Annotated in this window: 12 protein-coding genes; 4 read left to right on the top strand and 8 right to left on the bottom strand. The window is 70.7% G+C overall.

Features of this window, described 5'->3' with window-relative positions; genetic code table 11:
- Nucleotides 1-188: 188 nt before the first annotated feature.
- The 5 genes from msrP to WD341_RS00395 form a co-directional block, all read right to left on the bottom strand.
- Complete coding sequence (msrP, locus tag WD341_RS00415; protein WP_368423423.1) at nucleotides 189-1,166, bottom strand: protein-methionine-sulfoxide reductase catalytic subunit MsrP; 978 nt, start codon at nucleotides 1,164-1,166, stop codon at nucleotides 189-191.
- 128 nt (nucleotides 1,167-1,294) lie between these two features.
- Entirely contained in the window at nucleotides 1,295-1,588 is a 294-nt protein-coding gene (locus tag WD341_RS00410) for a ferritin (RefSeq protein ID WP_368423422.1), read from the bottom strand.
- Between the two features lie 85 nt (nucleotides 1,589-1,673).
- On the bottom strand, nucleotides 1,674-2,453 hold the full coding sequence (locus tag WD341_RS00405; RefSeq protein WP_368423424.1) for a ZIP family metal transporter: 780 nt from the start codon (nucleotides 2,451-2,453) through the stop codon (nucleotides 1,674-1,676).
- A gap of 71 nt (nucleotides 2,454-2,524) precedes the next feature.
- On the bottom strand, nucleotides 2,525-2,992 hold the full coding sequence (locus WD341_RS00400; RefSeq protein ID WP_368423421.1) for a Dps family protein: 468 nt from the start codon (nucleotides 2,990-2,992) through the stop codon (nucleotides 2,525-2,527).
- A gap of 132 nt (nucleotides 2,993-3,124) precedes the next feature.
- Nucleotides 3,125-5,167, bottom strand: a complete 2,043-nt coding sequence (locus WD341_RS00395; RefSeq protein ID WP_368423420.1) for an elongation factor G — start codon at nucleotides 5,165-5,167, stop codon at nucleotides 3,125-3,127.
- A gap of 191 nt (nucleotides 5,168-5,358) precedes the next feature.
- Here WD341_RS00395 and WD341_RS00390 point away from each other — a divergent pair, with 191 nt between their 5' ends.
- The 3 genes from WD341_RS00390 (at nucleotide 5,359) to WD341_RS00380 (ending at nucleotide 8,587) form a co-directional block, all read left to right on the top strand.
- A complete protein-coding gene (locus WD341_RS00390; RefSeq protein WP_368423419.1) occupies nucleotides 5,359-6,549 on the top strand; it encodes an NAD(P)/FAD-dependent oxidoreductase in 1,191 nt (396 codons plus the stop codon).
- Between the two features lie 140 nt (nucleotides 6,550-6,689).
- A complete protein-coding gene (gene otnK / locus WD341_RS00385; protein WP_368423418.1) occupies nucleotides 6,690-7,940 on the top strand; it encodes a 3-oxo-tetronate kinase in 1,251 nt (416 codons plus the stop codon).
- Nucleotides 7,937-8,587, top strand: coding sequence for an aldolase (locus WD341_RS00380; RefSeq protein ID WP_368423417.1), 651 nt, complete (start codon nucleotides 7,937-7,939; stop codon nucleotides 8,585-8,587). The genes otnK and WD341_RS00380 overlap by 4 nt, the downstream gene beginning before the upstream one ends.
- A 284-nt stretch (nucleotides 8,588-8,871) precedes the next feature.
- Here the strand turns inward: WD341_RS00380 and WD341_RS00375 are convergent, their stop codons facing one another.
- Genes WD341_RS00375 through WD341_RS00365 form a run of 3 tightly spaced genes read right to left on the bottom strand, consistent with a single transcriptional unit; the run spans nucleotide 8,872 to nucleotide 12,088 of the window.
- Nucleotides 8,872-9,864, bottom strand: coding sequence for an ABC transporter substrate-binding protein (locus WD341_RS00375; RefSeq protein ID WP_368423416.1), 993 nt, complete (start codon nucleotides 9,862-9,864; stop codon nucleotides 8,872-8,874).
- Nucleotides 9,865-9,908: 44 nt separating this feature from the next.
- Nucleotides 9,909-11,123 (bottom strand): Gfo/Idh/MocA family protein, encoded by a 1,215-nt coding sequence (locus WD341_RS00370; RefSeq protein ID WP_368423415.1) that lies wholly within the window; start codon nucleotides 11,121-11,123, stop codon nucleotides 9,909-9,911.
- Nucleotides 11,120-12,088: a 2Fe-2S iron-sulfur cluster-binding protein gene (locus WD341_RS00365; protein WP_368423414.1), complete on the bottom strand. Its 969-nt coding sequence runs from the start codon at nucleotides 12,086-12,088 to the stop codon at nucleotides 11,120-11,122. The genes WD341_RS00370 and WD341_RS00365 overlap by 4 nt, the downstream gene beginning before the upstream one ends.
- A gap of 146 nt (nucleotides 12,089-12,234) precedes the next feature.
- Here WD341_RS00365 and WD341_RS00360 point away from each other — a divergent pair, with 146 nt between their 5' ends.
- A complete protein-coding gene (locus WD341_RS00360; RefSeq protein WP_368423413.1) occupies nucleotides 12,235-13,518 on the top strand; it encodes a Rieske 2Fe-2S domain-containing protein in 1,284 nt (427 codons plus the stop codon).
- Nucleotides 13,519-13,629 lie beyond the last annotated feature (111 nt).

Raw genomic sequence — 13,629 nt, 5'->3', positions numbered from 1 at the left:
CATTTTTTTGTCCCGGCATTTTTTTGTGCTGCAGCCGGATTGTCGCGCCAACGGAAGCGGCTTGGGGTGCTGGCGGAGAAGCGAGACGACGGTCCGCCTGGCGACCCCGGCGTCAGCTCCTGACGAGAAAGGGGGGCCACCCGACCGGCCCCCCCTTGCGCGCTCGCACTGTCCTGCGGTGCGCCGAGCTACATGTACAGCTTCTCCTCCGCCATCCCCGCATAGAGATCGGCCACGAACTCGCCGTAGCCGTTGTAGAGCTGCGTCGGCACCTTCTCGTCGGTCCCGAGGACCTGCTCGCTCGCCTGGCTCCAGCGCGGATGCGGCACCTCCGGGTTGACGTTAGCCCAGAAGCCGTACTCCCGGGACTGGATGTCCTCCCAGAAGGAGACCGGCCGCTCCTCGGTGAACTCGAAGGCGACGATCGACTTGATCGACTTGAAGCCGTACTTCCAGGGCACGGCGAGGCGCAGCGGCGCGCCGTTCTGCTTGGGAATCGGCTTGCCGTAGAGGCCGGTCGCAATGAAGGCCAGCTCGTTGCTGGCCTCGGCGACCGTCAGCCCCTCGACGTAGGGCCAGGGGTACCAGCCGGCGCGCTGGCCGGGCATCACGTCGTAGTCCTCCAGCGTGACCATCTTGAGGTACTTGCCCGAGGCAAGGGGCCTGGCGAGCTTGACCAGCTCGGCGAGCGCGAAGCCCGACCAGGGCACGGCCATCGACCAGGCTTCGACGCAGCGCAGGCGATAGAGCCGCTCCTCGAGGGGCATCTTGGCCAGCAGCTCGTCGATGCCGATCTCGAAGGGCTCCTCGACCAGGCCGCCGATGCTGACCGACCAGGGCCGGATCGGCAGGTCCTGGGCGCCCCGCCAGATGTTCTTGGACGAGCCGAACTCGTAGTAATTGTTGTAGGTCGTCGCCAGCTTCTCGTCGGTCAGCGGCCGGTCTAGGCGGTAGCGCATGTTCTGCTTGACCGGGTAGAGGCCCGCCGAGGGGTCCGCTTCGGCGGCCGCCGCCTCGCCCACCCGGCCGCCCACCAGGGCAGCGGCGCCGAGCAGCAGCGGTCCGGCCGCCAGGGCCTTCGCCAGGCGGCGGCGCTCCAGGAAGATCGATTCCGGGGTCGCCTGGCTCTCCGGCAGTTCCCAGCCGCGCTTTCGCTTGATCAGCATCGCTTCGCCTCCGTTGCTTGCCTCCTACTTAGCGCTCGGCCGGGCCGAGACGAAATCAACAGCGCGCGAGCGCCCGTACGATCGGCGTGAAGAGGCGGCGGTGGTGGGCGGCGGCAGGCGGCGGCAGATCAGTCCTCGTGGTGGGCGATATCGCCCTCGGTGTAGAGGTATTCCTTGAGCATGCCCGCGAAGTCGGTGTCGTTGCGCCGCAGCCACTCCAGGACCATGACCGCGTGCTCCATCTCCTCGCGCATGTTGTGGAGCAGGATCGCCTTGAGCTGCGCATCATCGCAGTCGTCGGCGCGCTGTCGGTACCAATCGACCGCGTCCAGTTCCTCGGTCAGCGAGACGATCGCGTGGTGCAGGTTGAGAGTTTTTTCGGTGAGTCGCTCCCGCGGCGCGTGCAAACCTTCGCTGGCCATGCTCGATCTTCCCTTTCCTCAGAGATGCAGCTCGACGCCGTCTGCGGACGTCCGCCGGAAGGGTAGCGGAGCCGCTGCGAGGGCGCTACAGCAGACCGTCGAGCAGCAGCATCAGGGCAAAGCCGCAGAGCAGGCCGAGGGTGGCCCGGCTCTCGAAGCCCTTGCGATGAGTCTCGGGAATCATCTCGCCGGCGACGACGAAGATCATCGCCCCGGCCGCAAGACCGAGCGCCCAGGGCAGGGCCGGCTGGACCAGGGCCACCGCGGCGGCACCGAGGATGCCGCCGACCGGCTCGATCAGCCCGGTGAGCAGGGCCAGCCAGAAGGAGAGCCGGACGCCGTAGTTGAGGGCGACCAGGGCGGCGGCGACGACGAAGCCCTCGGGCATGTTCTGAATGGCGATGCCGACCGTCAGGGCTATCGAGGCGCCCAGGTCGTCCTGCCCGAAGCCGGCGCCGACCGCCAAGCCTTCCGGGAAATTGTGCAGGCAGATCGCGATGATGAACAGCCAGAGCCTGCGGCTGGTCACCGCGTCGGGCCCGCCGGGCCCTTCGCGTCCCTTGACGAAGTGCTCGTGCGGCACGAAGCGGTTGGCGACCCAGAACAGGCCGCCGCCGGCGAGCACGGACAGCGCCATGACGATAGCTGCGCCGCTCTCGCCGTAGCCGCGCAGCTCGGCCACCTCCAGGCCGGGCAGCAGCAGGGAGAAGGCGGCGGCGGCGAGCATGATGCCCGCGGCGAGCGACAGCAGGGTCGTCTCGAGCGCCGGGCTCATGCGCCGCAGAAAAAAGATCGCGAAGGCGCCGACGCCCGTGCCCAGGCCGGCGAGCAGGCTCGCCAGCCCGCCGCGCAGCACGACCTCCATTGCCCCCACGCCCTCTGCCCTCTCTCAGTTCGCTCGTCGGCAGTTGATCCGCCGGTGCTGCGGGCGACCGGTCAGCCGGCCGTCGAGCGCAGCATCCAGGCGGCCTTCTCGTGCGCCGCCATGCGCTGGGTCAGCAGGTCGACGGTCGCCTCGTCCTGGGCGCTCTCCGCCGCCGGGAAGACCGAGCGCGCGCGCCGCGCGACCGCCTCGTTGTCGGCCGCCAGCTGCTCGACCATCTGCTTGGCCGAGGGCACGCCGTCGGCCTCCTCGATGCTCTTCAGCTCGGCGAACTGCTTGTAGCTGCCCGGGGCCGGGAAGCCCAGGATGCGGATGCGCTCCGCGATCTCGTCGACCGCGGCGGCCAGTCCCGTGTACTGCTCCTCGAACAGCTGGTGCAGCTGCGGAAAGCCCGGGCCGGTGACGTTCCAGTGGTAGTTGTGGGTCTTGAGATAGAGCGTGTAGCTGTCGGCCAGGACCTTGGACAGCCCCTCGGCGATGACCTTGCGGTCCTCTGCGGCGATTCCGGTGTTCAGGGACATGACGGTCTCCTTCTGTCTGAGCGGGCGCACGCTGCGCTCCTGACAAAAGTGGCGTCTCCGCACCGATTTGCAAGACTGATTATAATTATTCTAAGAAAAGCCCCAGGCCACGGGGCGGACTGCGGAACATCCCTACTGGGCGGCCTCGGCGCGGTGCTGCTCGACGACCTGATCGGCCAGCTTACCGTGCAGCTCCTGGAGGTGGTCGTGGTGCCAGCGGAAGCTGCCGACGCCCTGGGTCAGGGAGCGCAGCTCCACGATCAGGTCCAGCAGCTCGGCCTGGGGCAGGTGCGCCTTGACCGCATCCCAGCCCGGCCAGCCCTTGCGCGCGTCGAAGCCGAGGATTTGCCCGCGCCGGCCGCTGAGCAGGCCGTGGACCCTGTTGGTGAACTCGCTGGGGACGAAAACCGTGACTTCGCAGATCGGTTCCAGCAGCACGGGCTCGCAGTCCGGCAGCGCCTCGCTCATGGCCATGCGGCCGACGGTGCGGAAGGCCATCTCCGAGGAATCGACGGCGTGGAACTGGCCGTCGAACAGCGTGACCTCGAAGTCGACGACCGGGAAGCCGAGCGGCCCGCGCCGGGCGTAGTCGAGAACGCCGTGCTCGACGGCCGGAATGAACTGCTTGGGGACCGCGCCGCCGACGACCTTGTTGTGGAAGCGAAAGCCCTCGCCGCGCCCGGTCGGGGCGATGCGCACCTTGACGTCGGCGAACTGGCCGTGGCCGCCGGTCTGGCGCTTGTGGCGGGCGTGGTGCTCGCTCGCCTTGCGGATCGTCTCGCGGTAGGCGGGGGTCGGCGCGCGGGTCGCGACCTCGACGTTGTACTTGCTCTTCAGGCGCTCGGCGGCGATCTGCAGGTGGATCTCGCCCTGGCCCCAGAGCCGCAGCTCGTTGGCGTCGGCGTCGTGCTCCATCGACAGCGAGGCGTCCTCCTCGATCAGCTTGCCGATCGACGCGGTCAGCTTGACCTCGTCCTCGCGCTTGGCCGGCTCCAGCGCCACGGCGTAGACGGGCGACAGCGGCTCTGGCCAGGGCAGGCCACGCTCCTCCTGGCGTCCCGCGGAGGTCACCAGGTCGCCGGTCTTGAGCTCCTCCATGCGGCCGAGCCCGATCAGGTCGCCCGGCCCGGCTTCCGAGGCCTTCTCCGAGCCGCCGCCCTGCAGGCGGAACAGGCCGGAGGGACGCGTGCCGCCGATCGTGGCGCCCTCCTTCAGGCCGCCGCGCCAGATCCGCAGCAGCGAGATGCGCCCCGTGTGCGGCAGGTGGAAGGTCTTGACCACGGTCGCCGCCAGGCTCTCGTCGGCAGGGATGCCGAGGCGCTCGGCAGTCGCCTCGACCGGCGGCGTCTCGTGGCGCAGCGCCTTGAACAGGCGGCGGATGCCGTGGTCCTGCTCGGCCGAGCCGAACAGCAGCGGCACGATCAGGTCGTCGCGCAGGTCCTTGGCGAGCTGGGCGTAGACCTCCTCGGTCGCCGGCTCCTTGTCCTCGAGCAACTGCTCCAGCAGGCCGTCGTCGAAGTCGGCCAGGGCCTCGAGCAGCTCGCGGCGCGCCTCGCTTTCGCGCTCCCTGACCTGCTCCGGCATCTCGATCATCGAGGAGGGACGGTTCGGCTCGTAGTGCCAGGCGCGCTCGCTGACCAGGTCGACGAAGCCGGTCAGCGCCTCGCCCTCGCGGATCGGCACCTGGCGCAGCACCAGCGGGCGGCTGGAGACGGCCTGGAAGGCCGCGAGCAGCTCGCGGACCCGCGCGTTGGCCCGGTCCATCTTGTTGACGAAGACCAGGTGCGGGATCTGCCAGTCGTCGAGGAACTTCAGGATCGGCGTCAGCGCCACCGCCTTGTCGGGCTCGGGCTCGGCGACGACGACGGCGACGTCGGCGGCCATCAGGGCGTTCATCGCCTCCTGGCCGAGCTCGACCGAGCCGGGGCAGTCGAGGAAGGTCCAGCGGTCGCCCAGGTACTCGCAGGAGGCGACGTTGAGCTCGACCGTCATCTGCCGGGCGCGGGCCTCCGGCGAGGCGTCGCCGACCGAGTTGCCGTCGGTCACCCGCCCCTTGCGCTGGGTGGCGCCGGCGTGGTGCAGCAGGGCCTCGAGCAGCGAAGTCTTGCCCGCCGTGTAGGGTCCCACCAGCACGGCGCAGCGCGCCGCCCCGGTTCCTCCGTTGCCAGAAGCCATGAGCTTCCTCCCTTGCGTCCTTGCTGTGACGCCCGGATGGCCACCGGCTGCCTGCCACCCGGCCAGACCGGGCGTTCTTATGGGGGCATTGTTTCGCGTTCCTGCCCGCCCTGGCAATGGCAAAGGCCGACGCCCCGGGCAGCAGCCAGGGTCTGGCGCAACCCCGGCCGGACCCGCTATCAAGCCGCCCCATGAGCAGCAGCAAGCACTACGACGTGATCGTCGTCGGCGGCGGGGTGATCGGCTCCGCGATCGCCTACTGGCTGGCCGCCGAGCCGGGCTTCGCCGGCCGACGTGTGCTGGTCGTCGAGCGGGACTTCAGCTACCGCGACGGCTCGACCGGCCGCTCGGCCGGCTCGATCCGCCAGCAGTTCTCCACAAGAGAGAACATCGAGATCTCGCTGTTCGGCGCGCACTTCCTGAAGAACGTCGCCGACTGGCTCGCGGTCGAGGGCGAGGTCCCCGAGGTCGGCTTCCGGGAGAAGGGTTACCTGTTCCTGGCCAGCCCGGCCGGCTGGCCGGTGCTGCAGGAAAACCACGCGCTCCAGAAGGCGCTGGGTGCCGACAACCTGCTGCTCGAATCGGCGGCGCTGCAGGCGCGCCTACCCTGGATGAACGTCGAGGACTTGGCCGGCGGCTGCCTCGGCCTCTCGATGGAAGGCTGGTTCGATCCCTTCGCCCTGCTCCAGGCGTTCCGGCGCAAGGCCCGCTCGCTCGGCGCCGAGTACCGCGAGGACCAGGTGACGGGGATCGCCACCGCCAACGGCCGCGCCAGCGGCGTCGCCCTGGCCTCGGGCGCGACGCTGAGCGCCGACTGGGTGGTCGACGCCGCCGGCCCGCGGGCCCGCGAGGTCGCCGCCCTGGCCGGGCTCGACCTGCCGGTGGCGCCGCGCAAGCGCCAGGTCTTCGTCTTCGACTGCAAGGCCGAGCTGCCGGGCATGCCGCTGGTGATCGACCCCAGCGGCCTCTATGTGCGCCCCGAGGGCAGCGGCTTCATCTGCGGCATCGCGCCGAAGGCGGGCGAGCCCGATCCCGACACCCTGGACCTGGAGGTCGACTGGACGCCCTTCGAGGAGGTGCTCTGGCCGGGCCTGGCGCAGCGCATCCCGGCCTTCGAGGCGATCAAGCCGACCGGCGCCTGGGCCGGCCATTACAGCGTCAGCCTGCTCGACCACAACGCGATCCTGGGACCGCATCCGGAGCTGCCGAACTTCCTCTTCGCCAACGGCTTCTCGGGCCACGGCCTGCAGCAGAGCCCGGCGGTCGGCCGCGGCATCATGGAGCTGATCGTCCACGGCGGCTGGCGGAGCCTCGATCTCTCGCGTTTCGACTACGAGCGGATCCTGCGCAACGACCCGATCCTCGAGCGCAACGTGGTGTGAGGGGGCGCAGCCGGTGCGAGAGCGGAGGCGCGCGTCCCGCCCTGGCCACCGGCGGCGCGAGTCCGCTAGTCTGACCGCTTTCCAGCGGCGGGAGGTGCAGGTGCCGTTCGACCCATGCCCAGAGACGGCGGAGCGCTGACATGCTGCTCGGCTGCATCGGCGACGACTTCACCGGCTCCAGCGACCTGGGCTCGACCCTGGCCAGGGAGGGCCTGCGGACGGTCCAGTACTGCGGCGTGCCGACGCGCGACGCCGCGCCCGACGTCGAAGCCGGCATCGTCGCCCTCAAGTCGCGGACCTGCCCCGCCGCCGAGGCCGTGGCCGACAGCCTGGCCGCGCTCGCCTGGCTGCGCCGCCAGGGCTGCCGCCAGTTCTTCTTCAAGTACTGCTCGACCTTCGACTCGCGGCCCGACGGCAACATCGGCCCGGTCATCGACGCGCTGATGGCAGAGCTCGGCGCCGACCGCGCCCTGGTTTGCCCGGCCTTCCCGACCAACGGCCGGCGGGTCTTCCAGGGCCACCTCTTCGTCGGCGACCGTCTGCTCAGCGAGTCGGGGATGGAGAACCACCCCCTGACGCCGATGACCGATCCCGACATCCGGCGCTGGCTGACCCTGCAGACCAGGCTGGGCGTCGGCCACGTGCCGTACCAGACCATCGCCGAGGGGGCCGCGGCGGTGACCGCGGCGCTCGAGGCGGAGGTCGGCGCCGGTCGTCCGGTCGTCGTGCTCGACGCCGTCGCCGACGGCGACCTCAGGGTCATCGGCGAGGCGGCGGCCGGCGTCGCCCTGGTCACCGGGGGCTCGGGCGTCGCGCTCGGCCTGCCGGCGAACTTCGAGGAGCGCTCCGGTCGCGGCGAGGGCGGCTGGGAACCGGTCGCGGGCCCGGGAGTCGTGCTCTCTGGGTCTTGCTCGGCGGCGACGCGCGGCCAGGTCTCGGCTTACAGCCGCCACCACCCGGCTCTGGCGGTCGAGCCGCTCCGGGTCCTGACCGGCGAGCAGACCGCGGCCGAGGCCGCCGACTGGGTGCTCTCGGTGCTGGACGCCGGGCCGATGGTCTATTCGACGGCCGACCCCGAGGCGGTCTCGGCCCTGCAGGCAAGCCACGGCCGCGACGCCGTGGCGAGCGCGGTCGAGACCTTCTTCGCCGAGTTGGCGGCCCTGCTGGCCGGCCGCGGCCTGCGCCGTTTCGTCGTCGCCGGTGGCGAGACCTCGGGCGCCGTCACGGCGGCGCTGAAGACCGAGAGCCTGCGCATCGGCCCCGAGATCGCGCCGGGCGTGCCGGCCCTCTTCGACGCCGAGCAGGGCCTCGCGCTGGCACTCAAGTCCGGCAATTTCGGCGCGCCCGACTTCTTCGAGAGCGCCCTCGCGGTGCTGGGCCCCGACCGGTGACCAGCGAGGCGGCCCAGCGCGAGGCGATCTGCCGGGCGGCCCGCTCCTTCTTCGAGCGCGGCCTGACCGCGGGCGCCTCGGGCAACATCTCGCTGCGCCTTGAGGACGGCGGCCTGCTGGTCACGCCGACCGGCTCCTCCTTCCGCGACCTCGACCCGGCGCGACTCAGCCGGCTCGACGCCGACGGCCGGCTGCTGACGGGCGACAAGCCGACCAAGGAGATGGCCCTGCACAGCGCCTTCTACGCGACCCGGGGCGCGCGCAGCGGCGCGGTGGTGCACCTGCACTCGACCCACTCGGTAGCACTCTCGCTGCTGCCCGAGACCGATCCCGACGATGCCCTGCCGCCGCTCACGGCCTACTCGGTGATGCGCCTCGGCAAGGTCCGGCTGCTGCCCTACTTCCGGCCCGGCGACCCGGCCATGGGCGAGGCCGTTCGCGCGCTCGAGGGCCGGCGCAGCGCCGTGCTGCTGGCCAACCACGGCCCGGTGGTGGCGGGCGCCGACCTCTCCGCGGCCGTCTACGCGATCGAGGAGCTCGAGGAGACGGCGCGCCTGGCCCTGCTGCTGCGCGGCTGCGATCCCCGCCTGCTGACGCCCGAACAGGTCGCCGATGTCGTCGAGACCTTCGAGGTCGAGTGGGGCTGAGCGAGGGCTATCCGACTGTCGCTCGGGGCCAGCCGAAGCAGAAGTGTGACCCTGGCACTCGATATCTTGACTCTTCACGGCCGACCCCGCTTCGCGGTCGGGCGCAGCGTCAAGGAGACCCTCCCCTTCCGTCATTTCCCAGTCCTTCCTCGTCATCCCCGCGGAGGCGGGGATCCATGGTGGGCGTCCGCGCGCCCCGGCGAAAGCCGATGGATTCCCGCCTTCGCGGGAATGACGAGAGGCGGCGGAAAGAAAGAGAAGAAAGGTGGCGCAGTTCCGTTCCCTCAGATCGAGTGCGCCTCCAGGGTCGCCGGATGGAAGATCTCCTCGATCGTCAGGCGGCGCTTCGACAGGCCCTGGCGGTGGTGGTGATCGAGGAAGTTCTCCAGGACCGGGCGGTTCCCGGCGACGCCGTAGGACCAGTAGTCCTCGCCCATCAGCGCCCTGGCGGCGGCGAGCTGCTCCTCGACGAACGGCAGGGTGACCTTGGTCGCCGAGGTGTCGGAGAGCAGTGCCAGGGCGGCGGCCTTGGAGCGGCCGAAGGCCTTGAGCAGGGCCGCCGGCAGCCAGGGCTGCGCCTCGGCGATCTCGCGCCTGAGCCCGAGCAGGTGCATGATCGGGAAGATGCCGCTGCGCCGGTAGTAGTCGGCGGCCGCCGACGTCGGATCGCGGAACAGGCGGCGCACCTTCGGGTGGCCCTGGTCGAAGCAGCTGAGCGTGCGCGGGCCCATGAAGCCGTCGATCTCGCCCTCGGCCAGCAGGGCGTTCAGCGAGCGGCCCTCCGGCGCCTGCTCCAGCCGGATCTCCGGCGGCAGCTGCAGCGGGATCTTCTCGGGCCGCCCCGGCGTCTCCATGCCGCCGCGCACCCAGGTCACGTCCGAAGGCCGTACCCCGTGGTCGTCTTCGAGCAGGGCGCGGGCCCAGACGTTGGCCGACAGCTGGTACTCGGCGAGGCCGATGCGCTTGCCCTTGAGATCCTCCGGCCGCTCGATGCCCTTGTCGTCGCGCACGTAGATCGAGGTGTGGCGGAAGGCGCGGCTGAGGAAGGCAGGGATCGCGACATAGGCGGGATCGCCCTTGTCGACGGTCACCAGATAGGAGCTGAAGGACAGCTCGCAGATGTCGAACTCGCGGTGCCGGAAGGCGCGGAAGAAGATCTCCTCCGGCGAGAGGGTCATGAAGACCGGATCGACGCCGTCGATCTGCACGCGCCCGTCGAGCAGCGCGCGGTTGCGGTCGTAGTCGCCGATGGCGACCGAGAGCCGAAGCTTGGACACGGGGCGGGTTTCCTCCTTCCGTCGGGGGCCTCAGCAGGCCGCCTTCATCTCGCGGCGGGACCGTAGGGCACCTGCAGCGTCATGGCGATCTCGCGCCGCTCGGCGGCCGAGCGCAGGATGCCGTGGCAGACCTCGAGCGAGGCCAGGCCCCAGGCGCCGTCGTGGGCGGGGGCGCGGTCCTCGACCACCGCCGCCCAGAGCTCGTCGACGACTTCGCGGCGCGGGATCCCGGGCGCCGGGATCGGACGCTCCTCGATCGCCTCGTCGCCGTAGACCAGCAGGCGGTCGGGCAGCGGCCGCAGGTCGGCCCGCTCGCAGCTCGCGACCAGGAAGCCGAAGTGCTCGTGGGCCGCCGGCGGCGGCGCATCCGGCGTGGCGCCGGCCGCGCCGCCGTAGGTGCGGGTGCGCTTCAGCGCCGCTTCCGCCTCGGCGGATTCCAGGCCGCGCAGCGCCCGGCGCGCCCGGCCGTAGCCGTCGGGCGACTTGCGGGCGCCGAGCTCGCCGAACCAGCCGCACAGCTCGTCGCTGTCGAAGCGGGCGTAGCCGCTGTAGGTCAGCGAAGCGAAGGCGCCGTCCTCGAAGTCCAGCAGCAGCGCGTAGGCGCCCTCGGTCGGGCGCTCGGGGTCCCAGTCGCCGGTGTGGGCGCGCACCGAGCGGACCAGCCCACCGCCGAGCAGCCGGACGACGTCGATCTGGTGCACCGCCTGGCTGAAGACGACGCCGCCGCCGGCCCTGGTCACCAGCTCCTCGGGACGGCGCGGCCGGTACAGGAAGTCGGTATAGTTGAGCGCCTGGATCATGCGCAGCCGGCCGACCGCGCCGCTGTCGATCAGGGCGCGCGTCTCCAGGATCGGGCGATCGAAGGAATGGCTCGGCCCGACGATCAGGTGGACGCCCGCGGCCGCGGCGGCGGCGACCATCGCCTTGCCGTCCTCCAGGGAGACCGCCAGCGGCTTCTCGACCAGGATATGCTTGCCGGCGGCGGCCGCCTGGGCGACCTGCTCGGCATGGAACTGGTGCGGGCTGGCGACGTAGATCGCTTCGACCTCGGGATCGGCGCAGAGCTCGACCAGGGTCGCGTAGGTGCGGCCGCCGAACTCCTCGGCGAAGCGCGCCCGGCCGCTCTCGCTCGGGGTCGTGGCGGCAACGAGGCGGACGCGGCGGTCGCGGGCGAAGGTCGGCAGCATCAGCATGAAGGCGCGGCCCAGGCCGCAGACGCCGAGCCCGATGGCACGCCCGACTGGGGCGGTCTCGCTCACCACTCCAGCACCAGCTCGTCGGACTTGGCGCGCGAGACGCAGATCATCAGGTGGTCGGCGCGCTCCGCCTCGCTCAGCACCAGGTCGCGGTGCTCCGCCTCGCCCTCCACCAAACGGGTCTTGCAGGAGCCGCAGGTGCCGCTCTCGCAGGAGCTCGGCAGCCGATGCCCCCGGGCCCGCAGCGTCTCCAGGATGGTCGCGTCGGCCGGAATCTCGACGCGCTCGCCGGTCCTGGCGTTGCGCACCGCGAAGGACCTGTCGTCGGGGCGGATCGCCTCGACGTCGCTGGCGAAGTCCTCGAAGTGAATTGCAGCCTCCGGCCAGTGCCCGGTGACGGCGCGGACCTCCTCCATCAGGGGGCGTGGCCCGCAGCAGTAGACGTGGGCCTTGCCGGGCTTCTCGAAGAGCTCCCAGAAGTCGAAGACCTTGTCGGGGTCGCCGTCGTCGTGGTGCAGCCGCACCTTGCCGGCGAAGGCGGGGTCCTGCAGCTCCTCGCGAAAGGCGGTCAGCTCCGGGCTGCGCGTGCAGTAGACCAGCTTGAACTTGGCCTCGCCCTCGCGCGCGACCTGGCGCAGCATCGCCAGGATCGGCGTGATGCCAATGCCCCCGGCGACGAAGAGGTACTCGCCGGCCGGCTGCAGGGGGAAGCGGTTGATCGGCGCCGAGACCGGCACCCGGTCGCCCTCGCCGACCTGCTCGATCAGGCTGGTCGAGCCGCCCCGGCCGGCGCGCTCCTGCTTGACGCCGAGCACGTAGCGGTCGCGCTCGGCGGGGTCGTTGCTGAGCGAGTAGGTGCGCCGGGCGCCCGAAGGCGTCTCGACCGTGACGTGGGCGCCGGCCTCGAAGGGCGGCAGCTCGCCACCTTCGGGATCGACCAGCTCGAAGCGCCAGATGTCGGGCGTCAGCTGCCTCTTGCTGCGGACCAGCAGCGGCCGCAGCCCGCTGCCGATCGGATCCTCCGCCATCCGCCGTCTCTCCCGCCTTTCCGTCCAAGGCCTTGGCCTCGCGCGGCAATTACCTTAGATATCTAAAATACGGGGTCAAGCTGATTGACCCGAATTACTTAGATATCTAAAATTTTTCGCCGAGCCACGTGACCGGGAGGACCGCCATGCTGACCGCCGAGGAGAACGACCTGCTGTGCCGCGTCGAGAAGGACGCACCGATGGGCCGGCTGATGCGCCAGCACTGGGTGCCGGCGCTGCTCTCCGAGGAGATTGCCGAGCCGGACGGCAAGCCGGTGCGCGTGCGCCTGCTGGGCGAGAACCTGGTCGCCTTCCGCGACAGCGAGGGCCGGGTCGGCGTACTCGACGAGCTCTGCCCGCACCGCCGCGCCTCCCTGGTCTACGGCCGCAACGAGGAGTGCGGCCTGCGCTGCCTCTATCACGGCTGGAAGATGGACGTCGAAGGCAACGTGCTGGAGATGTCCAGCGAGCCGGCGGAGAGCCCGCTGAGGGAGAAGGTCAAGCACAAGGCCTATCCGGCGCGCGAGGCCGGCGGCTTCGTGTGGATCTGGATGGGCGAGGCCGAGGCCATGCCCGCGTTCGAGCGCCCGCCCTTCTCGCCGGACGAGGAGACCAAGGTGGCGATCCTCAAGGTCAAGGTGCCGGCCAACTGGGCGCAGATCACGGAAGGCCAGATCGATTCGGCGCACTCCTCGAGCCTGCATTCCTCGGACATGGTGCCGGCCCGGGTCGAGAGCGCCGGCGCCACCGAGAGCAACTGGCTGCGGCCCTCGACCGACAAGTCGCCGCGCCTGCAGGCCGAGCGCACGCCCTACGGCTTCCGCTACGTCGCGATCCGCCGGCCGATCAAGAACGCCGCGAGCCACGACTACATCCGCATGACCGTCTACGTCGCGCCCTTCGTCTCGCTGATCCCGCCGAACAGCTCCTACAACGTCGCCAGCGTCATCGTGCCGATCGACGACACCCACAGCGCCTTCTACTTCGTCGCCTGGGGCGGCGAGAACTGCCCCGACACCGAAACCTGGCGCAAGTTCAACCACACCCGGGTCGGCATCGACCTCGACCAGGACCACAACACGCTGCGGACCTTCGAGAACGACTTCGGGCAGGACCGCCAGGCGATGGCCGCCGGCAACTTCACCGGCATCAAGGGCATCCCGAACCAGGACATCGCCATGTGGGTCTCGATGGGCCCGATCGTCGACCGCACCAAGGACGTCCTTGGCGCCAGCGATCTGGCCATCGTCGAGTTCCGCCGCCTGATGGTCGAGGCCGCCGGGCAGGTCCGCGACGGCGGCCCGGCGCTGGGCACCAGCGAGCCGCGGATCCCGCACGTCGAGATCGCCTCCTGGCAGGGCATCGTGCCGAAGACCACCGACTGGCGCACCCTGGGCGGCGGCACCTCGGCGGCGCGAAAGGCGAGCTGAGGGTCGGCACCTCCTTCCGTCATCCCCGCCCCCTCTCTTTCGTCATCCCCGCGCAAGCGCACTGGTGTCCGGGATTTGTGATGCGGCCTGAGTGTCATGAGAGTTGGAGAA

The organism is Tistlia sp., from assembly GCF_040905785.1.
Lineage (GTDB): Bacteria > Pseudomonadota > Alphaproteobacteria > Kiloniellales > DSM-21159 > Tistlia.
The sequence above is the reverse complement of the archived record's forward strand: the minus strand, read 5'-3'. Positions and strand labels throughout refer to the sequence as shown.